General features: G+C 68.7%; 22 protein-coding genes and 2 pseudogenes. 13 read left to right on the top strand and 11 right to left on the bottom strand.

Going from position 1 to position 24,896, the window contains the following annotated elements; translation table 11 throughout:
- Position 1 precedes the first annotated feature (1 nt).
- The 8 genes from OG811_RS14015 to OG811_RS13980 all read left to right on the top strand — a co-directional run bounded on the left by OG811_RS14015 (position 2) and on the right by OG811_RS13980 (position 8,294).
- Positions 2-1,177 carry a hypothetical protein gene (locus tag OG811_RS14015; protein ID WP_406074717.1) on the top strand — a complete coding sequence of 392 codons (1,176 nt, stop codon included), beginning with the start codon at positions 2-4 and terminating at the stop codon, positions 1,175-1,177.
- Positions 1,178-1,196: 19 nt separating this feature from the next.
- Positions 1,197-1,907: a vWA domain-containing protein gene (locus tag OG811_RS14010; protein WP_406074715.1), complete on the top strand. Its 711-nt coding sequence runs from the start codon at positions 1,197-1,199 to the stop codon at positions 1,905-1,907.
- 296 nt (positions 1,908-2,203) lie between these two features.
- The gene (locus OG811_RS14005) at positions 2,204-3,202 is read left to right on the top strand and encodes a protein phosphatase 2C domain-containing protein (RefSeq protein WP_406074713.1); all 999 of its coding nucleotides are present in this window, start codon (positions 2,204-2,206) and stop codon (positions 3,200-3,202) included.
- Positions 3,199-4,206 (top strand): hypothetical protein, encoded by a 1,008-nt coding sequence (locus OG811_RS14000; RefSeq protein WP_406074712.1) that lies wholly within the window; start codon positions 3,199-3,201, stop codon positions 4,204-4,206. Before OG811_RS14005 ends, OG811_RS14000 begins: the two co-directional genes overlap by 4 nt.
- Before the next feature lie 163 nt (positions 4,207-4,369).
- The gene (locus OG811_RS13995) at positions 4,370-4,876 is read left to right on the top strand and encodes a protein DA1 (RefSeq protein ID WP_406074710.1); all 507 of its coding nucleotides are present in this window, start codon (positions 4,370-4,372) and stop codon (positions 4,874-4,876) included.
- Positions 4,873-5,463, top strand: a complete 591-nt coding sequence (locus OG811_RS13990) for a hypothetical protein (protein WP_406074709.1) — start codon at positions 4,873-4,875, stop codon at positions 5,461-5,463. Before OG811_RS13995 ends, OG811_RS13990 begins: the two co-directional genes overlap by 4 nt.
- 3 nt (positions 5,464-5,466) lie before the next feature.
- Positions 5,467-6,912, top strand: coding sequence for a hypothetical protein (locus tag OG811_RS13985; RefSeq protein ID WP_406074708.1), 1,446 nt, complete (start codon positions 5,467-5,469; stop codon positions 6,910-6,912).
- On the top strand, positions 6,909-8,294 hold the full coding sequence (locus tag OG811_RS13980) for a DUF4407 domain-containing protein (protein WP_406074706.1): 1,386 nt from the start codon (positions 6,909-6,911) through the stop codon (positions 8,292-8,294). Before OG811_RS13985 ends, OG811_RS13980 begins: the two co-directional genes overlap by 4 nt.
- 649 nt (positions 8,295-8,943) lie before the next feature.
- On the opposite strand, the gene OG811_RS13975 is transcribed toward OG811_RS13980, so the two are convergent.
- Complete coding sequence (locus OG811_RS13975; RefSeq protein WP_406074705.1) at positions 8,944-9,399, bottom strand: SitI3 family protein; 456 nt, start codon at positions 9,397-9,399, stop codon at positions 8,944-8,946.
- Between the two features lie 298 nt (positions 9,400-9,697).
- Here OG811_RS13975 and OG811_RS13970 point away from each other — a divergent pair, with 298 nt between their 5' ends.
- Together OG811_RS13970 and OG811_RS13965 are read left to right on the top strand one after the other, a co-directional pair.
- On the top strand, positions 9,698-11,251 hold the full coding sequence (locus OG811_RS13970; RefSeq protein WP_406074704.1) for a hypothetical protein: 1,554 nt from the start codon (positions 9,698-9,700) through the stop codon (positions 11,249-11,251).
- Between the two features lie 99 nt (positions 11,252-11,350).
- Positions 11,351-11,623, top strand: a complete 273-nt coding sequence (locus tag OG811_RS13965) for a hypothetical protein (protein WP_406074702.1) — start codon at positions 11,351-11,353, stop codon at positions 11,621-11,623.
- Positions 11,624-11,672: 49 nt separating this feature from the next.
- On the opposite strand, the pseudogene OG811_RS13960 reads toward OG811_RS13965, so the two are convergent.
- The 4 genes and pseudogenes from OG811_RS13960 to OG811_RS13945 form a co-directional block, all read right to left on the bottom strand.
- Positions 11,673-11,963 (bottom strand): annotated as a pseudogene (locus OG811_RS13960) (NUDIX hydrolase); the annotation flags it as partial.
- Positions 11,964-12,779: 816 nt separating this feature from the next.
- Positions 12,780-13,742, bottom strand: a complete 963-nt coding sequence (locus OG811_RS13955) for a hypothetical protein (protein WP_406074701.1) — start codon at positions 13,740-13,742, stop codon at positions 12,780-12,782.
- 148 nt (positions 13,743-13,890) lie between these two features.
- Positions 13,891-15,096, bottom strand: coding sequence for a hypothetical protein (locus OG811_RS13950; protein ID WP_406074700.1), 1,206 nt, complete (start codon positions 15,094-15,096; stop codon positions 13,891-13,893).
- On the bottom strand, positions 15,093-15,617 hold the full coding sequence (locus OG811_RS13945; protein ID WP_406074698.1) for a SigE family RNA polymerase sigma factor: 525 nt from the start codon (positions 15,615-15,617) through the stop codon (positions 15,093-15,095). The genes OG811_RS13950 and OG811_RS13945 overlap by 4 nt, the downstream gene beginning before the upstream one ends.
- 192 nt (positions 15,618-15,809) lie before the next feature.
- Here OG811_RS13945 and OG811_RS13940 point away from each other — a divergent pair, with 192 nt between their 5' ends.
- Both OG811_RS13940 and OG811_RS13935 read left to right on the top strand, forming a co-directional pair.
- Positions 15,810-16,607: an ISAs1 family transposase gene (locus OG811_RS13940; protein ID WP_406074696.1), complete on the top strand. Its 798-nt coding sequence runs from the start codon at positions 15,810-15,812 to the stop codon at positions 16,605-16,607.
- Positions 16,526-16,777 (top strand): annotated as a pseudogene (locus OG811_RS13935) (ISAs1 family transposase); the annotation flags it as partial. The gene OG811_RS13940 and the pseudogene OG811_RS13935, both read left to right, overlap by 82 nt.
- Before the next feature lie 145 nt (positions 16,778-16,922).
- On the opposite strand, the gene OG811_RS13930 reads toward OG811_RS13935, so the two are convergent.
- The 6 genes from OG811_RS13930 to OG811_RS13905 form a co-directional block, all read right to left on the bottom strand.
- Positions 16,923-18,326 carry an IS1380 family transposase gene (locus OG811_RS13930; RefSeq protein ID WP_406074695.1) on the bottom strand — a complete coding sequence of 468 codons (1,404 nt, stop codon included), beginning with the start codon at positions 18,324-18,326 and terminating at the stop codon, positions 16,923-16,925.
- Positions 18,327-18,648: 322 nt separating this feature from the next.
- Complete coding sequence (locus OG811_RS13925; RefSeq protein ID WP_406074694.1) at positions 18,649-19,122, bottom strand: DUF4265 domain-containing protein; 474 nt, start codon at positions 19,120-19,122, stop codon at positions 18,649-18,651.
- A gap of 176 nt (positions 19,123-19,298) precedes the next feature.
- Positions 19,299-19,469: an HNH endonuclease gene (locus OG811_RS13920; RefSeq protein ID WP_406075719.1), complete on the bottom strand. Its 171-nt coding sequence runs from the start codon at positions 19,467-19,469 to the stop codon at positions 19,299-19,301.
- Entirely contained in the window at positions 19,430-20,890 is a 1,461-nt protein-coding gene (locus tag OG811_RS13915; RefSeq protein WP_406074692.1) for an RHS repeat-associated core domain-containing protein, read from the bottom strand. The genes OG811_RS13920 and OG811_RS13915 overlap by 40 nt, the downstream gene beginning before the upstream one ends.
- 102 nt (positions 20,891-20,992) lie before the next feature.
- A complete protein-coding gene (locus OG811_RS13910) occupies positions 20,993-22,144 on the bottom strand; it encodes a hypothetical protein (protein WP_406074690.1) in 1,152 nt (383 codons plus the stop codon).
- 6 nt (positions 22,145-22,150) lie between these two features.
- Positions 22,151-22,462, bottom strand: a complete 312-nt coding sequence (locus OG811_RS13905; RefSeq protein ID WP_406074689.1) for a hypothetical protein — start codon at positions 22,460-22,462, stop codon at positions 22,151-22,153.
- A gap of 61 nt (positions 22,463-22,523) precedes the next feature.
- On the opposite strand from OG811_RS13905, the gene OG811_RS13900 reads away from it, so the two are divergent.
- Positions 22,524-24,872, top strand: a complete 2,349-nt coding sequence (locus OG811_RS13900; protein WP_406074687.1) for a TOTE conflict system archaeo-eukaryotic primase domain-containing protein — start codon at positions 22,524-22,526, stop codon at positions 24,870-24,872.
- Positions 24,873-24,896: the final 24 nt, after the last annotated feature.

Below are 24,896 nucleotides of genomic sequence, written 5' to 3'. Positions count from 1 at the left end.
CGTGACCACCATGCCACCCGCCGCTCCCGTGCCGCTCGGGCACCGTGTCGCGGACGCCCGTCGTCAGCTCGCCGACCTGACCGAGGATCTGCCGCTGCCCGACCGGCTGGCGTTCTCCGACGGCATCGGGATGCTCGTGTTGGTGCTCGATCGCCTGCCGGAAACCCTTGCGGACCTGGTCAGCACACCCTCCACCAACCGGATCTGCGCCCTGCTCGACCAGCTCGAACTCTGCTGGGCCCGGACCGGCGCCGCCGCCGGCCGCCGCGAGCGGCTGGCGCTCACCGCGGCTCTCAACCGCCGCATCAGTGACGAGGTACGGACGGTCGACGAGATGCTCCGGCTCGTGGAACCCGACGGCGATCCCCGCACCCGCCGATTCCGGCTACTGGTCGAGACACAGCAGCGGGCGCTCAGCGACGCGGCCGACCGCGTCGACACCCAGCTCGACCGGCTCGAAAAGGCGCTGCGGCGGCACCGTGACAACGACGAGCAGCGCGGTTTGCTCGTAGCGCAGAAGCTCGACGAACACTCCCAACGGGTGGCCGCCCTCGAAGAGACCGTTGACAATCGGGTCGCCGGCCTCCTGCGGCAGGAGCGGGACACATACGCCATAGAACTGGAGCGTGCCATCGAGCTACGCAAGGAGGCCGAACAGCTGAGTGCCGGCCTCCGGATCGGCAGGGCAGAGCTCTGGGTGGACGACGGCACCCGGGCGCGGGAGCGCAAACAGGCAGACCGGTGGCGTCACGTGGCGGTGGGCTTCGGGGTGCTCGGACTCGCCGTCCTGGTCTTCGGCGCACTCGCACACCGTAGCCACCCGCAGTGGCCCACCATGATCGCCTGGCTGGGCATCACCACGACCGCCACCTACCTGATGGCCCTCTGTCTCCGTGAGTCCGCGGGGCATCGCGCCCACGAACGGCGGCTCGGCGAGGACCAGCACAAGCTCAACAGGATCATCACCGCCTTCAGCGACGCCGATCCGGCACGGCGTCCGGACCTGGTGGAGTTGCTGGTGAAGAAGCTCATCGACGGCGACAACCGGTCGGAGGCAGTCAACGCCGCACCGGCGGAGGAGCTGCCCGGGCTCGCCGCACTGCTCGCTTACCTTCTCGCCGCTCTCGGCGTGAACCGACCCGGCACCGCCGGACCCGGTGCCGACCCCCGAACCTGACCCAGAACGGAGCCAACCAATGCCCGACCAGGGAATCATGCTGCCCTTCTACCTCGTCGTCGACGTCTCGTGGTCGATGCAGCAGAGTGGCAAGCTCGACGCGGCCCGGAACATTCTGCCGGGTGTCGCGGACGCACTCGCCAAGAACCCGATCCTCAACGACAAGGTGCGGTTCAGCCTCATCGACTTCTCCGACGACGCGACGGTGCTCGTTCCGCTCTGTGACCTGTCCCAGCAGAACACCCTGCCGAGCCTGGAACTGCGGGGTGGCACCAGCTACGGCGCCGCCTTCCGGCTACTCCGCCAGCAGTTGGAGAGCGACGTGGCCCAGCTACGCAGCGACGGGTACCGGGTCCACCGTCCGGCGGTCTTCTTCATCAGCGACGGAGAGCCCACCGACGATTGGAAGGACGCGTTCGTCGCGCTCACGGAGTACGACAAGGAGACCGGCACCGGGTTCCGCTGGTACCCGGTGTTCGTCCCGTGCGGTGTCGACGCCGCCGACCGGGACGTCCTGCGACTGCTGGTCCACCCGCCCCGGAAGAGCAAGCTCTACATGATGAAGACCGGGGCCGACGCAGCGGCAGCGATCCGGGCGATGACGGAGGTCCTGATCTCGTCCGTGCTGGCTTCCGGACAGAGCGTGGCCACTGGCGGCTCGGGGCTGATCCTTCCCGGTTCGGGCGATGTGCCGGCGGACCTGGATGTCGAAGATGACTGGCTGAGCTGAGCATGGAGCACTCAGCCACCGGTGGGCCGCCCACCGCACCGAGCCCTGGGGGCGATGCGGCCGGCAGTCGCCGCGTCATGTGGTCCGATCTGGACGACTTCGGGGCTGCGTCGACAGCGATGGTACGCGCGGCAGCGGAGCCCGACATCGATCCTGCACCTGAGCTCGATCAACGCGCCGGGTCACAGACGACGCTCGACAACGACCACTTGTCTGATGTCATGGGCACCAGCATCAGGCGGGGCTCCCGGCCCCGGCCCGAGCGCCATCACCCGGGCGTTCCGCCGGAGCGATCGGTGATCCATCCCGACGGTGGGACTTCTATCGAGGTCGACGACCGCGTCGCGCCCGGAGCTCCGGTCCCGGCGGGGCCGGTTTCCCCGGCCCGGGCCGATCAACCGCAGCCGATTCAGCCCTGGCGGATCGGCGACCCGGGCCGCGCCTTCACCGAGGTCCAACCCCGGTTCGGGGACACACTCGACACACCGGACACCGTCCTGGACGGTGGTCAACTCGGTCCGCTGGCGGTGTACGCCGCGAGCGCACGCGGGCTCGCTCACCGGCAGGTCGGCACCCCACGCCAGGACGCCTATGGGCTGGGCCTCTCCGAGGACGGCAGGTGGCTCGTGGTCACCGTCGCGGACGGCGTGTCGGCCGGCCGGTACTCGCACCGGGCCGCCCAGTTGGTGGCTCGCCATGCCACCAGGCAGGTCGGGCAGCTGATGAGCGGGCGGGAGGCGCTGCTTCCTCAGGCTGACTGGTACGGGGTGTTCCAGCACCTGTCCCAGCTGATCCTCGCCGCGGGCCGACAGAAGCTGAAACTCCTCCCGGAGAGGGTGGCGGAAGCCATGGCGACAACCGCGACGATCCTGGTCTGCGCGACCGACGCCAAGGACGACCTCCGTCCAGTTCAGGTCGCCTGGTTCGGCGACTCGCCGGCCTGGCTGATCGAGCCCAACCGGAACTGGCGGTGCCTGACCGACATCAAGGGATTCGGGCAGGAGGTCAGTTCCTCGGCAGTTGCTGCTTTGCCGAAGTTGCCCGAGGATCCGACGAAGCTCTCCGTACGGGAGCAGATGGTGCCCCCGCAAGCCGTGCTGCTGGTGATGAGCGACGGGGTGGGCGACCCGCTCGGCGACGGCAGCGGCCAGGTCGGCGAGGCCCTCGCCCGGGCCTGGTCCGGCGAGCCGGCGTCCGCACTCGACTTCGCGATGCAGGTCGGATTCGGCCGCAAGGGCTTCGACGACGACCGGACGGTGGTCGGCGTCTGGGATCCGCAGGGCAGCTGGCCATGACCGTCACTCCGGAGCCCACCACCGTTCCCGCCGCTGGCCTCGGAGCACGGGACCGCCTCAACGCTGGCGCCAACGGCACCATCTACCGGTTGCACGATTACCGACTCACCACGGTGCCCGGCCCCTTGGTGTTCAAGGAGTACAAGCTGCGGTCGATGTCGGTCTCCCTGGCCGGCCTTCAGAATCTCGTGGCGGTGCGGCACCGGATGGAGTCACAGCGCCGGGCCGCCTTCGACGAATTGTCCGTCTGGCCGGTGCGGGTGGTGGTCAACGACGACGGCACGCCGGCGGGCGTGCTGATGCGGCTGATTCCCGACGACTTCATGCAGGACATCGCGCTACCCTCGGGAGCCCGGGAGCGCATCCCCCGCGAGGTGCAGCACCTCATCTTCGATCCGGCGACGGCGCGCCAGCGAGAGATCGACGTACCGGCCGACGGCGACGTGCGCTCGCGGATCGCCGTCTGCGCGCAGCTGGCGTACGCCGTGTCTCTGCTCCACGGCGCCGACCTGGTCTACGGGGACCTGTCCGCCCGTAACGTGCTCTACCGTCTGCGGCCAACCCCGTCGGTGCTGCTGGTCGACTGCGACGCGGCCCGGGTACGTGGCACAGCCGCGGTCAACAAGCAGCAGGACACACCGGACTGGGATCCACCGGAGCGGGCCACGGGCTCGACACCGCAAAGCCAGGCGACGGACCGGTACAAGCTGGCCCTCTTCATCCTGCGCTGCCTCGCCCCCGGTCGCGGCAGGTCGGTGCGGAGGGACTGGGCACTGGCCGCACCCGTGCTCGGCCCGTCCGGGACCGCGCTGCTGCGCGCCGCGCTCGAAGGGCCGCCGGGGGATCGCCCCAAGGCCCGGCAATGGCTGTTCCACCTGCGGGAACGGCTCGGCAGCCCATCGCTGCCGCCGTACCCGGCAGCCGTACCCGCGCCGGCGCGGAGGGTGGTGACGACGGATGGTTGGCGACGTGGCGCCGACGGCACCTGGGTCCCGGCCGGATGAACGGCCACATGTGTGCCGGCTGTGTGGCCTCGACCTGGGCACCCGGTGGTTGGAAAGTCACCTGGGTGAACGGTTCTGCCCCGCTCACCGGAACGACCCCACGTGCGGGCTCTGCGCGGCACCGACCGGGACGCGCGCAGGCCGGTACTGCGGTGACTGCGGGGTGACCGGGATCCACTCGACGTCGGAGCTCCGGCGGTGCCTGCCGACGGTGCGCGCCGACCTGCACGCGATGGGAGTCCGCCTGCGCACGCCCGTGCGGGTACGACTGGCAACGGAGGGCGAGCTGGACGGGACGCGTGGGGACGGGCCAGCCACCCTCGGCGTCACGCATGTGGTGAACGACGTCGCCACCGGGATCACCGTGTGCCCCGGCATGCCACGGGTGCACTTTGGGTCCACCGTGGCGCACGAGAGCATGCACGTCTGGATCCGGCAGCACGCTTTCCCGTCGTTGTCACCCGTCGTCGAGGAGGGGCTCTGCGAACTGACCGCCGACGAGTGGCTGCGGCGGCAGTCCGACCCCCGGGCCCGACTTGTCCGGCGGGCCATCGCCACGTCGCCGGACCCGGTCTACGGCGGTGGCTTCCGGGCCGCGCGCGCCGCGCTGACCGGCCGCCGGATGGGAAACCTGCTACGCCACGTGCAACGGTACGGAGTCCTGCCGTGATCCTTCCGCCCCCGCCCCGCAGCGCCCACGAACTCGTCGTGTTCCTGGTCGACGCCGCCGTGACCCATCAACCCTGGCTGGCTGCCGGTGTCGACCGCGTCGTCACCGGCGCCCGCCGCTCGCTCGCAGCGCCGAACCACCACTTCGCCTGGGTGCTGTTCGACTCGACCATTCGTGCTGTGCACCCCGAGGAGGTGGCCGTGTCGGGGACCGCCATCGTGACGACCGCCCGCCGCCTGCTTCCGGTGAACCCCGCACCGACGGCGCTGGACGGCGGCCTCGCCGCCGCGTACGACCTTGCCCGGTCGTTCCTGGATCGACGCGACGACGGGCTGCCCAGGGCTGTGGATCTGCTGGCGGTGGTGGGACCGGGCGGCGACTGCGGCGGCGAGGAGCATGCGGCGATCGCCAGCGACCCGCGGATCCAGTTGGCGGTCGTGACGTACGGCGGGCCGGGTCCGACGCCGGCAGGCCTCGACGTCACGGCGCTTCCGGACCCGCCGGACGATCCAGACCTGGGATCCGCCTGGATCGCGGCCCGCTGCCGGACCGCCGGCCGCCGCCGGCCCTGCCTGGTGCTGGGGTGAGAGATGACGCACACAACGACGCGGGTGGAGGCCGTGCGGCGGATTTCGGGATCGGCGCGACTGGCGGAAATGGTCGGGCTGTCCCGGCTACCGGCTGCTGGCGACGTGATCGGGTACGGCCCGGCCGGGGACGATGCCCTGGGGCGTCAGCACCGAGTCACCGAGGTGGGCGGTCACCCGGTCCGGGCTCGCCTGACTTGGGCAGACGCCGAGCCAGCCGGTCCAGATCTGAACCTCCTGCACGCACGGCTGGAGCAGCTCGCCGACCCGCATCCTGGCGCCTTCGCAGCCGTGCCCGCCTGGCACGGGGTGGTACGGGACGCGACGGGCCGGGAACGGGTCGCCTTCCTCGGCGGTGATCCGTGCGTCGACCAGCCGTCGTCCCTGCGCCAGCTGCTCACCGTCGAACCGTCGGGCTTTCTCGCCCGGCCACTCTGGGAGCGGCTGCGCCTGGCCACCGCGGTCGCCGAAGCGGTGGCCGCCCTCGGTGAGGTGCCACTGGTCCACGGCGGGATCAGCACGGCCACCGTGCTGGCGGACGCGGACCGGTCGACGGCGGTGTTGACGGGCGTCGCCGGCGGTGCGGTCGGCCGGTCCGGGGCCCACCGGGTGCCCGCGTTCGACGGTCATCTCGCCCCCGAGCTGTACGACGGGTGGGGCGTGCACCCGGAGGTGGCGGACGCCTCTACCGACCACTGGTCGCTCGCCGTCGTGATCCACCATGTCCTGTTCGGCACACATCCGTACTGCCATCTGCCCGACCTCGCCCCGACCACGCTCCGGTCGGCGATGTCCGGTGCAGCCGCCTTCCCGCCGGCCGACCCCGCATATCGGGCTTACCGGAACTGGTGGCGAGCCGAATTCGCCGCGCTCCCCACCCGGGTCGCCGACCTGTTCCGGCAGGTCCTCAGCCACGGCTGGGCGGATCGACGGGCCCGTCCGTCAGCAGCCGACTGGGCGACGGAGCTGGGCCGCTGGGGTGGGCCGCCTCGGGTGGACCAGCTGGAGATCGACAGCGGGTACGTTCTGGCGGGTCAACCGGTCACGGTGAGCTGGCGGACCCGATATGCAGATACCGTGCTCCTGGCCGTGCCGGGACACGACGTGCTGACCGACGACGCCTCCGGCTCGCTCCGGCTCACGCCGACCGTGACCGGTCCGGTACGGCTGCGCGCCGTCGGACCGTTCGGGTCGGTGGAGACCCAGTCGGCACCGGTCGCGGTGCTGGCCGTACCTCCGTGGCTTGCCGCCGCACCGATGCCGCCGGCGCCGTCGGCGGTCGGTCCGGCCGTCGCCACGCCCGTGCCCGACCTGCACCTGGCCCCGTTCCGCTCACGACCCGCACCGCTCCCGGTCGCGCCGCGCAATCCGGTCGCCACAGGTCCGGAACGGAACGGGCCGCCACCGTTCGTCACTCTTCTCGTTTCCGACCCGGGGGAGGAATTGTGATCCACCGATTCTTTGTGTGGCTCGCTGCCGCCGACGCCGACATACTCGACAGTTGCCCCAGCGAACGGCACCGCTACCACACGACCGGGGCAGCCGTGCTGGTGACCTCGGCGCTGGCCGCGATCTCCGGCATGTTCGCCCTGACCACCGCGGTGGGCCTGCCGCCGGCGTGGGCGGCTGTCGGCGGCTTGTTGTGGGGGCTAGCCGTTCTCTCCATCGACCGGATGCTCATCGCCGGGGTGGCGCGCCGCCCCACCGCCCGCGCCAACCTGCTCGCCGCGCTGCCCCGGCTCGTGCTGGCCCTGCTGATCGGCACCGTCATCTCCACACCGTTGGTGCTGCGAGTCTTCCAGGACGAGATCGACACCCAACTGGAGATCAACCACCGGGCGGCGCAGGAAGCGTTCGCCCATGATCTCGCGGCGGACCAGCGCTTCGCCGAAATGCCCAAGCTGAAGGAGCGGGTCGCGACGTTGCAGGGGGTGGTGGACGGAGCCGGCGGTGCGACCGTCGAGGACGACCCGACGGTCGCTCGGCTGCGCGCCGAGTACGACCGGCTGAGCAAGGCGTACGAGGAAGCCGACAATGCTGTGGTCTGCGAGAAGGAGGGACGGTGCGGCAGCCGCAAAGTCGGTGCCGGGCCTGCCTACAAGGAGAAGGTCGCTCGCCGAGACCGGCTGGCCACCGAGCGGCGAAGTGCTCAGGCGGCGCTGGCGACCGCCAGGACGGCGGCCCAGCAGAAGCTCGACGAGAGCCGCGCGAAGGCTAAGGCCAGCGCTGGATCCGAGCTCACGGCGGCGCGAGCGGAGCTGGATCGGCTGCAGGGCGTGCGGTTGCGCGAGGAGACCGACTTCTCCGCCCGGCTCGCCGACGACGACGGTCTCCTCGCCCGCATCGGCGCGCTCGACGACCTGCGCGGGCGTGACAGCACGTTGGGTGCGGCCTACCTGGCGCTACTGCTTCTGATCACCGCGTTGGAGATGCTCCCGGTGCTGGCGAAACTCCTGGTCTTCCTGGGGCCGGTGACCACATACGAGCGGATCCGCGAACTGCGGGAGACGCGGGACGTGCAGCGGGTCAGGACCGAGAACATGATCGTCGAGGAGGAGGAGCGCGCCCGCGTCCGGGCGGGTGTGAAGGGCGCGGCGGAAAAGGCCGAACGGGAGATGCGAGCACACGTCGAGCTACATGAACTGCTGCTCGAACGCTGGCGTCGCGAGCAGATCGAGCTGATCGAGCAGGACCCCACCCGTTACCTCGTCACCGACTCGGTCCCGGTGCCGGGGACGCCCGGCCACGATGTAGACGCCGGGGGCCCGGTGGGCAACGACGACGTTCGCCAAGGCGGCGCGGTCTGGGCACCTCCCTCGCCGCGATCGTGAGCCGTGGGCCGGCCGCCCGAAGCATGACGCATCCGGCGGACGGCCGGACCTCGCGTCCGGCCGTTCATCGGCTTACGGATGTGATCTTCGACAGGCGATCACAGCGACCCGCGCACCCGACCGGGGCAGGGAACCTGAAAGACAAAGAAGCCGCAGGTCATCGGCTTGCGGCCAGGAGCAGAGCGTCGCCTTAGGAAACCGATGCTCTATCCCCTGAGCTACGGGGGCGCGAGGGCACAGTCTAGCGACCTGGGGGTTCACCTGGGGTGGCAGGGAGTGGCTCACGTTGACCCACGTCACCCGGCCCCCTGTTCGCCCAGCCCAGGACCACACCCGGAGCACACGAACCGTGGTTTGCGACCGGCGGTCGGCCGTAGTGACCCGCGTTGGCATCGGTTGACCCGGGTTGGCACCCGCTGGAGAGCACACACCGCGCACATCATCGAAGATCATGTAGGGCTGCCCGCTCCCCCGGCCGGGCGTCGCCTCCCAACGGGGAATCCGGCCGCGTCGCCATCGGCCACGCGGTGGCTCGGTCGTCGTTGTCGCGGGTCAGCTACGGACGGGTCGAGGAAGGCGTTCAACGTCGCGCAGGGACGTCGGGTCGAAGCCGCATCGTTTGCCAGCGGGTCACCCGCGCTCGGCTGGTTCACCGGGTAATGAGGCCGTCTACGCCGTAGTGGCTCCACCAGGTAGACCGATGTCTGCGGAGTTCGCCCCCGACGCGGGTCAGCAGGAGCCAGTTGCCGTTCTGGACCAGCGCCGCGTCCTCCTGCCGGGCGGCCAACACACGGGCCACGGCCTGCATCATGTTCGGGATTCCCTTGTCGACCACGTCGTCTGCTCGCATGGAGAAGTCGATGTCGACGTACGTCTCTGGCTCCCACTCCCAGCGGGTACCGTCGTCGCCCTCGGCGTCGAAATAGCCGTTACTCCCCGAGTAGATGCTCAGCGCGTACCCGTGCGTGTCGTAGAAGCGGGCACTGAACAGCCGCGGGTTGGTGCCGCTCGGCCTGGGCTTCTCGGCGGCGTCCACCGCCACGAGATCAGCCACGTGGTCCAGGGGCAGGTCACCCGCCAGGGTCAACCTGAACTCGACAGCCACCTCGACGGCTCTCCTCAGCCTCGACCAACGATCTGCATGATCGCGCCACCCGGGGACCCCCGCTAGCAAGCGGTCTCGGCACTCGGTCAGAGGCTCCTGCCGCCCCGGACGAGAGGCGAGCGGAGGGCGGTCCAGCTCGCCTCGGTTGTGTCAGCCCCACCTCATAGAATTCACGTCGGCAGAAGGCCCTGGACGAACGTCGGGAAGCCCGGCTAAAAAAGTTCCAAGATTTTTTGCCGGTACCCCGCTCTGACGGCCTGGATGAGTAGGAGAACCACTCCAGACACGAAGGAGCACCATGAACGACAACGACGCGGCCGCCGCCGAGAACCCTGACTCGCCCACCCCGCCGGCCCGCACGGGGACTCCTCTGGCCCGCGCGTTCCAGCGAGCGGCGGCCGCGAACCCGAACCGGGCAGGTGTCCCGCTCGCGGCCATGTTCCCCCAGGCCACCGCGATGACCTCGGCCATGCCCCGCATCGTGGTGTCGCCGCCCAAGGTCGTGGTGGTCCGTCGCCGGCAGCAGGCGATGTCCCGCAGCGCCGTCTTCCGGGCGCATCGGCGGCTGATCGACCGCCGGCTCACCCGCAGCGCCCGCGAGGCCGCCGGCCGAGCCCGTCGCACGCCGAGCCGCGACTCGCGTCTTCGCGGAGCCATGCGCGCCGGTTGGGCCGGAACGGCCGAAGGCAGGCAATCCTTCCTGGACGGGATAGCCCCCTCGCTGAAGGTGCTGGACCAGATCACGGACATGGTCAGCCCGCTCGCCTGGGTCGAGGAGTTGCAGAAGACGCTCCAGAGTCTGGTCCGCCCGCTCGCTCTGTTCGAGAAGATGCAGGAGACGCTCCAGAGCCTTGTCCGGGCCCCGATGTTCGAGGCGCTGCGTCGTATCCAGGAGCAGATCGCCGCGGCAGCCTGGCCGGTGTTCAGCGTCCCCCAGCGCTTCCGGGACGCGGTGACCAGCAGCGCAGGTTGGTTGATCGGCGCGTTCCGGCACACGCGGGAATGGGCCTCGGGCTTCATGACCTACCAGGCGAAGCTGCGGCAGCAGATCAGCTCGATGGTCGGCTCTTGGAGCTGGAGGCTGCCCGACCTCACCGAGGTCATCCGGCCGATCGCGGAAGGCATCGTGACGATCGTCCGCGACATCAGGTGGCCTCAATTCAGGTGGCCTGACTGGTCGACGGCGACCGAGACGCTCTTCGCGCTGGCGGTCCGCGCGGTCTTCTGGGCGGCCGTCCGGGTTCGCAAGGCGATCCTCCAGGAGGAGAACAGCGAGGAGATCGTCCGGGAGTTCATGCTCGAGGTTCTGGATCTTTTCCCGAAGGGCCAGCCGCACATTGAGGCCGCGAAGGAGGCCCTGCTCGAGGACGCCTGGTTGAAGGCGGAGCCGGAGAACGTGAAGAAGGTGCTGCTCAAGCGGATCAGGGAGCTCCACCGCAACCATCGACTGATCGGCGACACCGAGCTCAGGCACCGCCGCATCGTGTCCCTGCACACGCCGTTGGGTCAGGCGGGCAGCGACAGCGACGTGGTCCTTACCCTGGCCGAGGCGCTGGCCGACCCGCGCTCCATCGAGGATCTCGTGCTCAGCTTGCCCGAGTTCCGTGACCTGCGCATCGACCGTGTCCTCGACAAGCTCAAGCCCGGAGAGCGGGAGGTCGCTGACCTTTACGCAGTTCACGACGGCATGACCTGGGAGCTGGCCGCCGCGGCGGCCGGGCAGCCGCCGGCCTTCGGCGAGCGTGTCCGCAGGAAGTTGGACCGGTTGGGCAAAGACTTCACCAGCCGGCAGGCCGGCGAACTCCACGTCCCCACCACAACGAGGCCGAGGACCAGGCCAGCGTTCGGCTGAGCTCGAACCGCCTGCGGCGGATGCCGCCGCTCGCGACCCGCGAACCTCCGGAGAGAACGAGCGAGAAGAGTCTGGGGGCGCCGCTCGCGACCGTTCTCCATGCCCGCGAACGCGGATGGCTCCCGCACGCCCAAAAACCGCTACACGACCCCGAAGGACCAGGCCAACGGGAGCATCAACCGCAAGGTCAAGGTTGCCGCCGGCGGTGGCTTCGGGACGTTGTTGGCCTCGTCGCTCACCCAGGTGCTCGGCTTGGTCCCGCCCGGCCTCGAGACCAAGTTCCACGGCGGTCTCGCCTTGGTCGCCGTGACCGGCCTGCTCTACTTGGCGCTGCCCCGCAAGGCCAAGATCACCCTGGAATGGGAACGATGATCACAGACCGTTACGGGGTTCGCGGAATCGGCCACCCTCAGTTAGTCCGGAAAAGCTGGCGTACTTCACCGTCGTCGTAGGCCATCACGTGGTGGGGGTTGCTGTAGATCCCGACCAGGCCGATGACCTCCACCTCGATGCCGGTCTCCTCGCGCTCCCGCACCACCGTGTCGGAGACCGACTCGCCGATGTCGTGGCCACCGCCAGGTAGCGCCCACAGGTTGTTGTCGGTGCGGTGGATCATCAACAGCTCACCGCGCTGGTTAGGCACTGCGGCCACAACCGACGGCACCACGCTGTTGGCAGGGGAGTGTGTCGAGATTTCAGGCAGAGCCGACAGAAAGTGAAGGGCGGCGAAAGACCAGGGCACCTTTCCTCGTCCAGCCCGCCTTGACGGTAGTCGCCGACGAGGCCCGGAAAGGTTCTCGGCCGCTCGAAGGATCAGCGATACGCCGACGCTGCCCGCCTTCGCTGGCCACCCAATTCGGACGAGCCTCGGGGATCGGCCATCACCACCGGCCTGCGCGGGCGCAGGCGGCCACAACGCCGGGCCGAGTTGCCGCGGCAACCAAGCCGACGCAGCGCGGGGCACTCGGCGGACCCGGAGACCACCCGACAACGGCTGAGCAGGGCCGACGCTACCGCGCTAATCTTCAGCAAACGAGCACAGCAACGCGTGGCTGCGACCGGCTAACAAGAACCCAGAATAGGAACCCGCAGGCACAGCGGCATCAGACACAGATAGAGCGTCGTCTTAGGAAACCGATGCTCTATCCCCTGAGCTACGAGGGCGCGAGTGGTCAGTGTAACGACCTGCGGGTTGACCCGCGTTGGCAGGGAGTGACCCAGGTTGACCTGCGTTGGCTCGGCTAACCGCCCGGACCGACGACCACACGCCGATCACACCGGACGGGCCTGTGACCAGGATTGTTGGCCCCGGTTTACCTGGGGTGGCACGGATCGACCCGCATTGGCTTCCGCTGGAGACCACACGGCGACCACATCACCAAGATCAATAATGACCTATCCGCGAGCCCCCACTTCGTACCCCACGCCTCATCGCCCGCCCAAGGAGACCGCGCGACCCGCGACACTGCCACGTGACACGGACAGCGCATCGGGGACCTACAGACCCAGATGCTCGGCGAGAGTCTGGTCAGCCTCCGGTCAGAGGTCGGGGCACGTTCAGCGCGGCACCCGGTCGCGGGGTCACCAGTTGGGCGGCGACGCTCGCACAGACGCGTGCGCCGTAGTCGAGACCCCGCTGGTCCGGGTATCGCACCTGCACCGCGAGCACCCAGTTGTTGGTGATGGCCAGACAGTTGACGTGCCAGTTGCCGTCATAGCCGAGCGAGGTCCAGCCGTTCTTGATGCTGACCGGATCCTTTTCGAGCATTTCCATCGGTAAACCGTCAATGATGCCCCACCGGCCGCCCTCTCTCGTCTCCTGCTGATCTTTCTTGGCCGTGGTGCCCCAGACGTTGCGCATCTCCTTGAGCAACCAATCAGTCCATTTGGGACCCGCGGCCTTGCCGCTCTTGACACACTCGCCCATTCGTACCGCGTCTTGGGCGGTCATCTCGGTGAAGCTCCACCAGCCCGCGTAGCCAGGTATGGTACCCAGCCTCGTTTTGGTCAACCGGCACAGACTGATCATCCGTCTGATCACCGTTGTGCGGCCGCCAGCGTTGTAGAGCGCTTCGGCCGAGTCGTTGGAGCTGTAGCGGATCGCTTGGCTGGCCTGTTCCAGGCGTTCGTCCGAGGGCGTCTTGTTCGCCTCCGCCGTTCGGCGCAGGAAGTCCGCGACAATCCAAACCTTGATCATCGACTCGGTGGAGTTGGTCGACTTGGCACTGTTGGCCGAGCCGGCGGTCTGCCCGCTCTCGCGTTCCAGCAGTGCCCACGCGACGAAGCCGTCCACCGGCACCGCTATCGGTGCGGCGGCCAGGGTCGGCGGCGGTGGCGGGGTCAGCGCGGGCGGCGGGGTGGTGGGGGTGGCGGATGCGGAGTTGGTCGGATCGGGGGTGGTGGCGAGTTTGGCGTACGCGGCAGGGACCAGCAGGACCCCGCCGAAAACGATCGACGCGACAGCGAACACCATGATCAGGCGAGGGCGCATAGAAGGCGGGCTCCAGGGGGTGGGCCGAGGGGGTACGTGTTGCAGATGGGCGATACGGGGGCGGGCCGCGCCGCGGTGACCCGACCCACCCCAGTGCCGGTCAGCTGGTCTGGCCGACTTCGTTAACGATGGCGAGGTCCATCACGGCTTAGAAGGTGATCTTCGCGGCGCTGCTCGGCAGGCCGGCGGAGGAGCCGATGAAGAGGTGGTCGGCGTACTCGGCCGGTAGGTGCATCGAGTGGGTCACCCGACCGGTCAGGTCGACCACGAGCAGGCGGTCGTACTCGTCATCACCTGGTCCGAGGACTGGGGCGGGCTGGTCCGATGCCGGTATCCCGCCCGGGTCGTGGAAGACGCGGATCAGCAGGTGCTGGTCGTCCGTCCAGCCGATCAGGCCGCCGGAAAGGGGCACCTTGAAGCTGTGCTGGACCGCCCCGGTGACCGGATCGACCACCGTGACGGAGGTCTGCCGCACCCCGTCGGAGTACGGCGCTAGCGCCAGTTGCCCGCCGTCCGGGAAGAAGCTGACGTCGTCCAGCGGGCCGTTGCTGGCGGGAACGGTACGCATCACTCCGCCAGCCATGTCATAGATGCGGATCCCGGTCACCGTGGGCTCATCGACAGACTTGGAGAGCGTCAGCGCGAGCCCGTTACTGTCTGGCGTCCAGATCAGGCCGGTGGCCTGGTCGTTCTGCGCGGCCAGGTCGGGCAGTGGGACGAACGTTGTCGTGAGCGTCTCCGAATCCACCAGCACGAAGCCGGGCGTACCCGTGCGCGGCATGTGGGTGAAGAGGATGCGCTGCCCGTCCGGCGACCAGCGCCCGTCGCTCGAATAGCCGGGGAAGCGGGCGTCGCTGGTGCTGCCGAAGTCGGCGATCCACCGTACGTTCCCGCTGGCCCGGTCCAGTACGCCCGCCCGGGTTGGATAGCGCAAACTGTTGTCACCCGTCGCGACCAGCACCTGGCTGCCGTCCGGGGACGGCATGGCATACCGGTACGGCACCCGGTCGTACCGACCGGTCTTCGCGTTCAGTAGGAGCGAGTACTGGAAGTTCGGGCTCGGATCATCGATTTTCGGATCGCGGATGCCGCTGTACGCGGTCACCACGAGTGGCCTCAGCCCGTTATCGGCGAACTGGTCGCCGGCCGTACCGCTCATCGGGGCGATGACGGCGACCACGCCGATCAGCGCGGCGCCGATCGCCGCGGCGAAGCCACCGCCGACGGCCAGCCGGGCGACCCGTTGCCGGCGGGCGCTGACCAGTGCGGCCTGGGCCAGCCCGACCGGCGCGGGCGCGGCCTCGGCCAGTTCCTCGAATGCGGTCCGGAGCGCTCTGGTGAGGTGCGGGTTCATCGGTCTGCCGCCTCCTTCGTGGCGAGGATGTCGAGCCTGGGACAGAGTTCGCGCAGCCGGGCGAGAGCCCGCGCGGCCTGGCTGCGTACCGTGGATTGGGTGCAGCCCAGAATCTCCGCGATCTCGCTGTCCGGCCGGTCTTCGAAGTAGCGCAGCACAAGCACCGCCCGGTGCTTGGGCGCGAGCTGCGCCAACGCCTGTCTGAGCGCCAGGTTGAGGTCGACGGTGGCGGTGGCGTCGACCGTCGTCGCGACCTCCGGCAACTGTTCAGCGCTCACCTCGCGCCCCCGCCGGAGGCTGCGCCACCAACTCGTCTGCTGGCGGTACAGCGCGGTGCGCAGGTACGCCTCGGGGTTTCCGGTGCGGATCCGCCCCCAGTGTCGGGCGCCCTTGGTCAGTACCGTCTGGAGTAGATCCTCGGCCTGCTGACGGTGCCCGGTCAGGGCGAGCGCGGTCCGGAACAGTGCGTGCGAGCGGGCCGCGATGAAATCGCTGAACTCCCGTTCGAGGTCAGCGCCCATGGGTGTACCTATCCCTCATACCGATAACAACGCCAGGCCCACGGTCGCTGCTGCTCTGCCTGCCAAGACATTTGCCGCCTACCCCCGCCTGGCCTCGGACGAGCACGATCTCAGAGGGCGTTCGATTTGTTCTTGATCTACTAGTATGCGCCTCGCCAGGTGGGTGTGGATTCGTCCGTTACGCGGCGGCTGATGTTGTCGATCATCCCCTTGGACGGCGACGCCCTCGACACGGCGACCTGCGGATACGCCGCCGACGTCGCACGGGGAGACACCCCGCTACCGGTCATCGCCGCTGCTGAGGACGAGCCGGCGGAGCGGGAGCAACGCCGCGCCGCGACCCGGGCGATCACCCACCCGGCCCCGGCCGGGCTGCTACCCGCCGCCGCGATCGACGGGAAACTGCTGCACGGCAGCCGCACCACGACCGGGCAGGTGTTCCTCGTCGCCGCGGTCACCCACGACCGCGGGGCGATCCTGGGCCAACGCCAGGTCCCCCACAAACGCGGCGAGAACGCGGTCATCGCTGAGCTACTGACCCCGTTGGACGTGGCCGGGATGATGCTCACCCTGGACGCTCTGCACACCACGAAGAAGACCGCCCGGCTGATCACCGGGCCGCTGAACGCCCACTACACGCTGATTCTGAAGGGAAACCAGCCCCTCGCCCTGCAGGCCGCCCAAGCCCTGCTGTCCGGCACCGACACCGAGTTCATCGACAGCATGGACGTCGCGCAGGACCGCGGACACGGGCGCACCGAACGCCGCACGCTACGCGTCGCGCCCTGCGACGACACCCTGTTCCCCGGCGCCCGGCAAGTCTTCCGGCTACGCCGTGACACCGGCGGTCTCGACGGCGTACGGACCAGCAAAGAAATCATCCACGGCATCGTCAGCGTCACCGCCGGCCAGGCCAGCCCCGAGCACTCAACGCCTACGCCAGAGGCCACTGGGCCGTGGAAAACCGTCTCCATTGGACGAGGAACGTGACCTTCCACGAAGACGACTCCCAGCTCAGAACCGGTACGGCCCCACGCGCCGCAGCCAGCTTCCGCAACCTGGCACTCAACACCTTCCGCCTCGCCGGACGCGCGAACATCGCCTACGCCCGCCGCGACCTACACGAACGCCGCGACGTCTTCGCCACCTACGGCATCTAGCCTCGGTCTTTCACTTGGACGTCAGCCGATAGCCGGGATTCGATGAGTTCGATTCGCGTGGTTGATGGCGTTTTGTTGGTATGCCAAGAGTCCGGCGCGAGGCCGGGTTCCTCCGTGCTGCTGGTCGAGGCGTGAGTTGTAAGGGTCAGCCGGTGGGCCGGGGCAACGCCATAAGCTTGCTGAATGCGCTGGTCAGGGCATCGGTCCAGGGCCAGTTCGCGGCGATAGCGACCCGGGTCCGCCGAGCGGTGCGGGTGATCCGGGCAGCGACGTGCAGCAGCCGGTAGCGCAGCTTCTTCGGTTCGGCGGTGGCCAGATCGCCGTCCAGTAGCAGAGCCTGGGTCCAGGCGAGCAGGTCGATGCCGGTCAGCGCGAGTTGGAGCCAGGCCTGGTTGATCGCGAAGATCCGGGACGGGAACCGGCCGAAGCCGGTGTTCTTGCCGGTGCGGATGCGGTCTTCGACGCGGGCGTGTGCCCGATGCCGGGCCTCCAGGTGCTGGATACTCCCGGTGCCGGGCGGGGTGTCGGTGGCCACGACCTGGTGCCGCCAGCCTTCGATGGTGTCGAACAAGCTCAGTTGGGCGCCGGGGTGCGGGCGTTCCCGGCGGACCAGGAACCGGGTGCCTTCAGGCCAGCCTGCGGCGTCGAACAGGCCGGTGATCTCGCAGACCTCGGCATGTTCACGCAGGTCACCACTGGTATCAACGGCGGGGACCCAGCCGGTCGCGGCCCGGATCGCAGCCCTGACTGGTTCGGTGATCGCGGCACCGACACTGAATCGGATGTCGAGGTGGTGTTCGCGTAAGGACCTGATGTGGGCGAGGAAGCCGTGACTGGAGCCGGCCGAATCGGCGCGGAGCAGGATCGGGGTGCCGTGCCGCTGAGCGTCGGGGATCTGGGCGAGGGCTTGGTCGAGGACGGTGATGTGGTCGGTGGTGGTGTTCGAGCCGGCCCGGCCCTCGCGCAGCAGGCCGGCGAGGGCTTCGCCGGTGTTGTCCAGGAAACACAGCAGCGGATGGAAGCCGAAGGTCTTCTTCCACGTGCGGGTGGCCGATTCCTTGTCGGAGTGGCAGATCACGATGGTCGCGTCGATGTCGAGGACCAGGCCGTCGACCGGTTGGCCGGCGACTGTCGGTTGTGGCAGGTCGCCGCGGGTGTCGGCGTGCTGGGCCCAGGCGATCTCGCGGGCATGAGCTCGGGCGGCCCGCAGCTCGGCCAGCATCGTGGCGTCGAGCTGCGATAACAGTCGCCACGCGGTCGGGTCGGACGCGATCGGCCCGAACAGGGCCGCCTGGTCACGCAGTACCGCCAGATCGGCGATGGCCTCGCCCCCGTCAGCGAGCATCACGGCGAGGTCGACCGCGATCCGGCCCGGGTCGTGCCCGCGCTGCCGCTGCCGCTGCCGTAGCCCGGCCAACGCTTGGCTGAATGCGCTGGTCAAACCAGTCGCGTCAGCGAGATCGGCGATCAGCCGGGCACCGGCGTGACCGACCACGCCCCGCCCGTCCCCGGTCACCGTGATCTTCGGACGTGTTGCGGTAGCCTTCACCCAGCAAGTGCCTTCCGTGACGGGTTAACAGGACTCTCGACAAGCCCTATTTTCCCTGATCAGAAGGCACTTCTGCGTTTCCGGCCCACTCCTTGGACAACCCTTAACGAAGGGCCGAGGCTAACAAACCATCATCAAACCGGACACTCCCGAACAACGCCGGGGCCGTGCGATCCGGGCTGGTCGGAATGGCCGGGCCAACAGAAGATGATGGACGTGCGACTCCTGACGAATCGGGGGCTCCGAGCCACTCGGAGGTCTCGCTAAGCCACGCACTCCAGAAATGCCGATCAACCCCTAGCTATCCGCGAGGGCGCGGGTGTCATTGGAATGGCACAACATCAGCCCACTCCCAGTTCGCGCCAGCTTTCTCCTCCTCGAGAACCACCCCAAGCAACCTATCGACGTCTGCATCGGCTGGGACGTCCACTGCGATGTGGCGGTCGCCGCTCCACTCAAAGAGCAAGCCCGCGTCGCGAGCGGCAGTCTCGATCCTCTGGCGCCCGGTCGCCAAGTGCCCTTGGTCTGGGGCTAGGAGGACTCGTAGCACCCTCGCCCCGGAGGGCTGAGCAATTTCGACCACAAGCGAACCATCTGGTGTTGCCCGGACCACATCTCGAAGTGCCAAACCGTAGATGCGGAACGGGATGCAGCAGAGCTCGAAGAGCCCCTCTTCCCGTTGGTGGAGCCACACCTGCTCAAACAGGTCTGGGAATCCAAATCGCTCTAGATCCACCCTGGATATGTAGTTGCTCTTACTTCTGAGGACGGGCGCGTTATGGGTAATAAATTTCATGACAATTCTTCCTCCGGTACCCCGCCAGCGGAATCACTATCTGCACCATGGTCTACAGCCGTCAACGGACTTGCCCCCTAAGGAGATTGAGCGCCACCAAAAGGCGGGGACCTGGCCAGCATGAGCGGTTTAGGCTCAGCTCGCCAGGTCCACACGTCTCTAATTCTAACCGCCCGCTACCGCATTCCGGACGGCCACCAGGGTGGCGGCCATGGGCCGGTGTAGTTTGCTGGCGGATTAACGGGGGCGACCCGTGCCCCCTTGGAGCTGTTGCAAGCGGTGCAGGCTGGGGTTGTGTTTGCGTCGGTTAGATCGCCGTTCCTGCTGCGTGGCTGGACATGATCGATCGATGTCGCCGAGTTTGTTCGGCAGTATGAACACAGCGGCGCAGTGCTTCCCGGTGCAGCGTTGACGCCGACATCGTAGTCCCGAAGCATCCGGGGCGGAATTCGCTGGCCAGCGCCCGGGCCGCCGCTTGAGCCGGCTGGAATGTCATAAATTGCTCACCGTTGGGTCCGCATCCGATCGGCGTATTGGTGTTGTGCACAAGTACCGGAGTGTTGCCGGCGAGCACGTAGTACGTGTGAATACCGCTTACTGTCAGGTTGTAGGCCAGTGCGGAACGAGTCGACGCGGGGCGTACACCACCAACGGCTTGGATGGGACCATCAGGGCTTAGCACCAGATCGCCACGGTCAAGCTGGTCGGCCTGTTGCCATTGTCGGTCGGAGTGGTTCCAGAAGGGGTGGTCCTCGGTAGTGGTGAGAACCGACCCACCTATATCGAGGTCGATCAGTTCGTCGGGGTGCACCCAGACGTGCTCGACAACCCGTGGCCCGTGATCGCCGCTTTCCGGGTCGGCAGCGAGGATTTCGTCGCCGGCGTCGATCTCGTCCAGCCGTTTGGTGGTGCCGTCGGCCATCAGCACCTGGGTGTCGCCACTGAAGCTCTTACAACCGCCTGCGGCAGGGGGCTTCCCACCGGCCGCGGGCCCAGCTCCGCGTCCCGCGCTCGCCGCAGCGCCGAGTGCGCCAGTCCCACCTGGAATGAGATCGTCGCTGGGCAGGGTCGCGGCAAGGAAGTCGAGGTACGGGTTGTAGAGGTCTTCAATCCACTGTTGGCACCCGCCAGGGCGGCCCATCTCGTGACAGATGTTCATGGCGAGGGCACGTTCGTCGTTGGCCTGCAACTCAGCGTTGGAGAAGAACTCTCGTCCGAACCATTCGCCGCGCTGTTCGTTCCACCGGCGGGTGAATTCTTCCAGCGGTACGGTGTCGGGTACGCGGATGGTGCGAGCGAGGATCCGGACGTCGTTTCGCTTGGTGGGCGCGCTTCCGGTGCTGCCGCTGCTCTTACCCCATGCTTCGTTCTCGGGGGTGCCGCAGCCTCCAGGACAGCCGGTGGTGGGGCTGTAGCCGTAGCAGTCGAATTCGGCGCAGTCCGCCGGGATCAGTCCGCTCGGGTCGCTGGAGGTGACTGGCGAGTTGTTGGCGTAGGCGTAGCCGTTCCACTGTTGTGGATCTGCCAGGTCCTGCAGGGGGTCGAGTGAGACGAAGCGGCCGGTGGTGGGGTCGTAGTTGCGTGCGCCGACCTGGGTCAGGCCTGTGTTGGTGTTGAGTGGCTGGTTGAGGAAGCCGCGGTTGTCCGGGGCGGTGACGGTGGCTCCACGTGGGTTGCCGTAGGGGGTGTACTGGCGCCAGGTTTCGAGGATCTGCCCGAGACGCTGGATGCGGCCACGAAGACCAAGATCGCCCACCGGCTGGAGCATGAGGGCCTGCTGACGCAGGAGCAGTGGGCCGACCTCAACCCCTGATCCGGGTACTGCTTGGCGGTGATATACGGCGGCTGATATCGGGCGGCGAACCGAGCGTCAGGTGTCGAGGCCTGCGAGGTTGAGGCGTTCGAGCAGGCTGGGCTTGCGGGCGTGCACTGCCCGTAGATCGGCCAGCCGGTATCGGAACGATGCGACGTCCCCGTCGCGTTCACCGAGGTCGCGCAGGTCGACGAGGAGTTGAACGGCGGCGTCGTACTCCCGGGGTTTTTTCGTGGCGATGAGTTCGTCGACCCGCTGCCATGCGGCGGGTTGGTCACTCGCGAGGGTGTCGAGGTGCCGTTGCCGGGCTGCTGTGGCGGACCGTTCCCGGCGAACCCGGTCGCGTTCGCGCTGCTCGGCGTCGTGGCGTTCCCGTTCGGCGCGCAACTCCACGGCGGTGGTGAGCAGTTGCCCGGCGGTGCGGGCGGCTGCCGGGGTGGGGGTATCGGCACGGTGTGCCTCGCGGTACCGGCGCAGCAGTCGGCTGCGCAGGTGGCTGTCGCCGCCGGTGATCAGGTCGGCCAGGATGGCGTCCTTGTCCGGGGCGGGCAGCCCGACGACCCAGGTGCGTAGTTGCGCAGCGGTCGGTTCACCGGAGGCGGCCGGCGACGACCCGGCCGCCGCAGCCGCGATCAGGTCAGGGTCGATGCGCAGGAACTCGGCTACGGCGGTGAGGGGCGCGTCGAGGGTGTCCAGCCCGGCGGGGACGGGCGGCTCGGGCTCGTCGTCGGCGATGTCCTCGGACTGTACGCAGCGGAGCCAGGCCAGGTAGAGCAGGCGCAGGTCGCCGGCGGCGAGGCCGGCCCGGACCGGGATGATGGAGGTGAGCAGACCGTGGCCGTCGAGGTCCCACTCGTCGGTGCCGTCCTCGTCCTCGTCATGCAGGTCGATGATGACGTGCTTGCCGGCGGTCCAGGCGGACGCGCTGTCACCCTGGCAGTACCGGGCGACAGTGGCGGGGTCGAGCAGGTGTTTCGGTAGCCGCAGCATGAGCTGGTGGGTTCCCCAGTTGGCCAGGTACAGGTGCGCGTCGAAGTATCGTTCCATCAGCGTGCGCGGGTCGCCCTTGAAGTTGCCCCACTCGTAGGTGTTCACGAAGCTGGTGGCGGTGATGTCGGCCCGGGTGGACAACGACCGCAGTTCGGCCCGCTCCCGGCCGGTGAGGGGTCGGTCGACGGCGGTGAACTCGTAGTACTGGTACTCGCTCACCGTGGCCTACCTTCCGGCCCAGTGCCGGTAGGCGTCGATCCACGCGGCGCCGTCCGGCGGCGGGGTGGGGATCGGCAGGTCGAGTAGGTCGATCCTCTGCCGGTGGTGGCCTCGGGTGCAGATCGCGACGATGGTGTCCGCGGTCAGGTCGATCTTCCGCACGGTCACCTCGACGCCGAGGACGGTGGTGGGGAACGGTACCGCCAGGTGTTCCTCGATCATGGTGAACAGGACGGTGAGCTGTTCGTCGTCGCCGTACGCGTCGACGGTGGCGTCCTCGATCATCGCCTGCAGCGCGGCGGTCCCCTTCGATGCCATCGGCGGAGGATAGCGGACCGGTGTCGGGGTGTTCGGAGCCCGATGCGCGAGGATGGTCGGCATGGGTTCGGTGGCCGAGTTCGTCGATCTTCGGCGGGAGGTGGAGCGGTTACGGGCGGAGAACGCCCGGCTGGCGCGTCTGCTGGAGCTGCGCGGTCAGGACACGACTGCGGCGCCGGAGCAGTTGTCCGCGCCGGTTGAGCCGCCGGGGCTGGTCACCATGGCTTCGCCGGCACAGGACAAGCTGACGTTGTTCGCCGACCGGTTCCGGGCCCGGGCCGACGTGTACGCCGTGCGGTGGGACAACGCCCGTACCGGCGCTGCCGGGTGGATGCCCGCGGTCGCCGGAGGTTGGCGTAAGGGTATGGACCGGCGCGGTGCCACCTACCTGCCCCGCACGACGGAGGTCGTCGCGGCGCATCTCGTCGGCGACGTGTTCATGGGCCTGTACCCGCTGATGCCCGGCAACACCTGCCACTTCGTCGTGGCCGACTTCGACGGGCCGACGGCGATGCTCGACGCCCTCGCCTACGTGAAGGCGGCACGGGCCAGCGCGGTGCCCGCCGCGTTGGAGATCTCCCAGTCGGGCCGCGGCGCCCACGTGTGGGTCTTCTTCACCGGCGCTGTTCCCGCGGCCACCGGGCGGGCCGTCGGTACCGCTCTTCTCCGTGAGGCGATGGTGCTGCGCGGGTCGATGGATCTGCGGTCGTACGATCGGCTGATCCCCAACCAGGACGTGCTGCCCGAGGGTGGCTTCGGCAACCTCATCGCCGCACCGCTACAGGGCCGCCGCCGCAAGGACGGACTGACCACCTTCCTCGACCTCGGCACGCTCGAGCCGTACGCGGACCAGTGGGCGTTCCTGTCGACGCTGGACCGGCTCAGCCCCGGCGACGCCGAACGGATCGCCCGGCAGGCCAAGCAAGCCGTAACCGGTGCCGACGTCGCCACGATGAGCCGGTCCGCCGCGACCCAGGTCCATCCTCCGCTGCCTCCGGTGGTCCATGCGGAGGCCGGTGCCGGGCTGAGCATCGACGCCACCCAGCTGACCCCCGCCGCGCTGGCGACGTTCAAACACGCCGCCGCCATGGTCAACCCGAAGTTCTACGAGCTACAGCGGCTACGCAAGTCCACCTGGGACACCCCACGCTTCATCCAGGGCTACGACCTCACCCTCGATGGTCGCCTGGTCCTCCCGCGGGGCCTGCGGCACACCATCGCCACGATCGTCGAGCGCGCCGGGTCGCGGCTGGTCGTCACGGACGCACGAAACTCCGGGACCGAGATCGACGCCGCGTTCACCGCCGAACTCACCGGCAAGCAGGCCAACGCGGTCGGCGCGCTTCTCGCCCACGACGACGGGATTCTGGTCGCCCCACCGGGCTCCGGCAAGACCGTCATGGCCTGCGCCGTGATCGCCGAACGCAACACCTCCGCCCTCGTCCTCGTCGACCGCAAAGCCCTCGCCGACCAGTGGCGTACCCGCGTCGAGAAGTTCCTCGGCATCAAGCCCGGTCAACTCGGCGGCGGCCGACGCAAGCTCACCGGCACGGTGGACATCGCGCTGCTGCCCTCCCTGGCGCGGCGCGACGACGTCGCCACCCTGACCCAGGGGTACGGGCACGTCATCGTCGACGAATGCCACCACCTCGGCGCCGCCGCGTACGAGCACTCGGTCAAGCGAATCGCCGCGCAGTTCTGGCTCGGCCTCACCGCCACACCCACCCGACGCGACGGTCTCGGCCAACTCGTCACCTGGCAACTCGGACCCGTCCGCCACACCCTGACCGACGAGGAACACGGCACCCTAGCGGCAGCGATGCACACCGACGCCGGACCCCGTCGAGCGCTGTTCATCCACGAGACCACATTCCAGCCCGGCGACGTCGACCTGGACGCGCCCGGCGCGCTCGCCGAGGTGCACCGGCGACTGGCCCTCGACGAGCCCCGCAACACCCAGATCGCCGATGATGTCGCCGTAGCCCTGGCCCGCGGTCGCAACTGTCTCGTTCTGACCCGACGGGTCGCCCAGGTCGAGGCCCTCACCGCTCTGCTCGCCGCACGCGGACATCAGGCGCTCGTGCTCCAAGGCGCGATGAGCACCACCGAACGGCGGACCATCGTTGACCGGCTCGACGGCGCGAAGGCCGGTGAGGGGCTGCTTGTCATCGGCACCACACCGTTCATCGGTGAAGGCTTCGATGCCCCCGCCCTCGACACACTGTTCCTCGCCGGCCCGATCTCCTACGACGGCCTACTCGTCCAATGCGCCGGCCGCGTCATCCGCGCCGCGCCCGGCAAGGACCTCGCCGAGGTCCACGACTACCACGACTCGGCCACCCCCATCCTCGCCGCCTCACTCCCACGCCGCATGCCCGGATACCGGGCCCTCGGCTTCACCAGAACATGAGTGCATCCGATCGCGATCACCTTG

Origin of the sequence: Micromonospora sp. NBC_01638, from assembly GCF_045209745.1 — a bacterium.
Classification (GTDB): Bacteria; Actinomycetota; Actinomycetes; order Mycobacteriales; family Micromonosporaceae; genus Micromonospora.
This window is presented reverse-complemented; position numbering and strand designations above follow the sequence as displayed.

What these genes read in the sequence shown, in the direction of transcription:
- OG811_RS14010 (WP_406074715.1), top strand. Translation starts at nt 1,197, where the DNA reads ATGCCCGACCAGGGAATCATGCTGCCCTTCTACCTCGTCGTCGACGTC.
- OG811_RS14000 (WP_406074712.1), top strand. Translation starts at nt 3,199, where the DNA reads ATGACCGTCACTCCGGAGCCCACCACCGTTCCCGCCGCTGGCCTCGGA.
- OG811_RS13985 (WP_406074708.1), top strand. Translation starts at nt 5,467, where the DNA reads ATGACGCACACAACGACGCGGGTGGAGGCCGTGCGGCGGATTTCGGGA.
- OG811_RS13970 (WP_406074704.1), top strand. Translation starts at nt 9,698, where the DNA reads ATGAACGACAACGACGCGGCCGCCGCCGAGAACCCTGACTCGCCCACC.
- OG811_RS13965 (WP_406074702.1), top strand. Translation starts at nt 11,351, where the DNA reads ATGCCCGCGAACGCGGATGGCTCCCGCACGCCCAAAAACCGCTACACG.
- OG811_RS13955 (WP_406074701.1), bottom strand. Translation starts at nt 13,742, where the DNA reads ATGCGCCCTCGCCTGATCATGGTGTTCGCTGTCGCGTCGATCGTTTTC.
- OG811_RS13950 (WP_406074700.1), bottom strand. Translation starts at nt 15,096, where the DNA reads ATGAACCCGCACCTCACCAGAGCGCTCCGGACCGCATTCGAGGAACTG.
- OG811_RS13945 (WP_406074698.1), bottom strand. Translation starts at nt 15,617, where the DNA reads ATGGGCGCTGACCTCGAACGGGAGTTCAGCGATTTCATCGCGGCCCGC.
- OG811_RS13940 (WP_406074696.1), top strand. Translation starts at nt 15,810, where the DNA reads ATGTTGTCGATCATCCCCTTGGACGGCGACGCCCTCGACACGGCGACC.
- OG811_RS13925 (WP_406074694.1), bottom strand. Translation starts at nt 19,122, where the DNA reads ATGAAATTTATTACCCATAACGCGCCCGTCCTCAGAAGTAAGAGCAAC.
- OG811_RS13915 (WP_406074692.1), bottom strand. Translation starts at nt 20,890, where the DNA reads ATGCTCCAGCCGGTGGGCGATCTTGGTCTTCGTGGCCGCATCCAGCGT.
- OG811_RS13905 (WP_406074689.1), bottom strand. Translation starts at nt 22,462, where the DNA reads ATGGCATCGAAGGGGACCGCCGCGCTGCAGGCGATGATCGAGGACGCC.
- OG811_RS13900 (WP_406074687.1), top strand. Translation starts at nt 22,524, where the DNA reads ATGGGTTCGGTGGCCGAGTTCGTCGATCTTCGGCGGGAGGTGGAGCGG.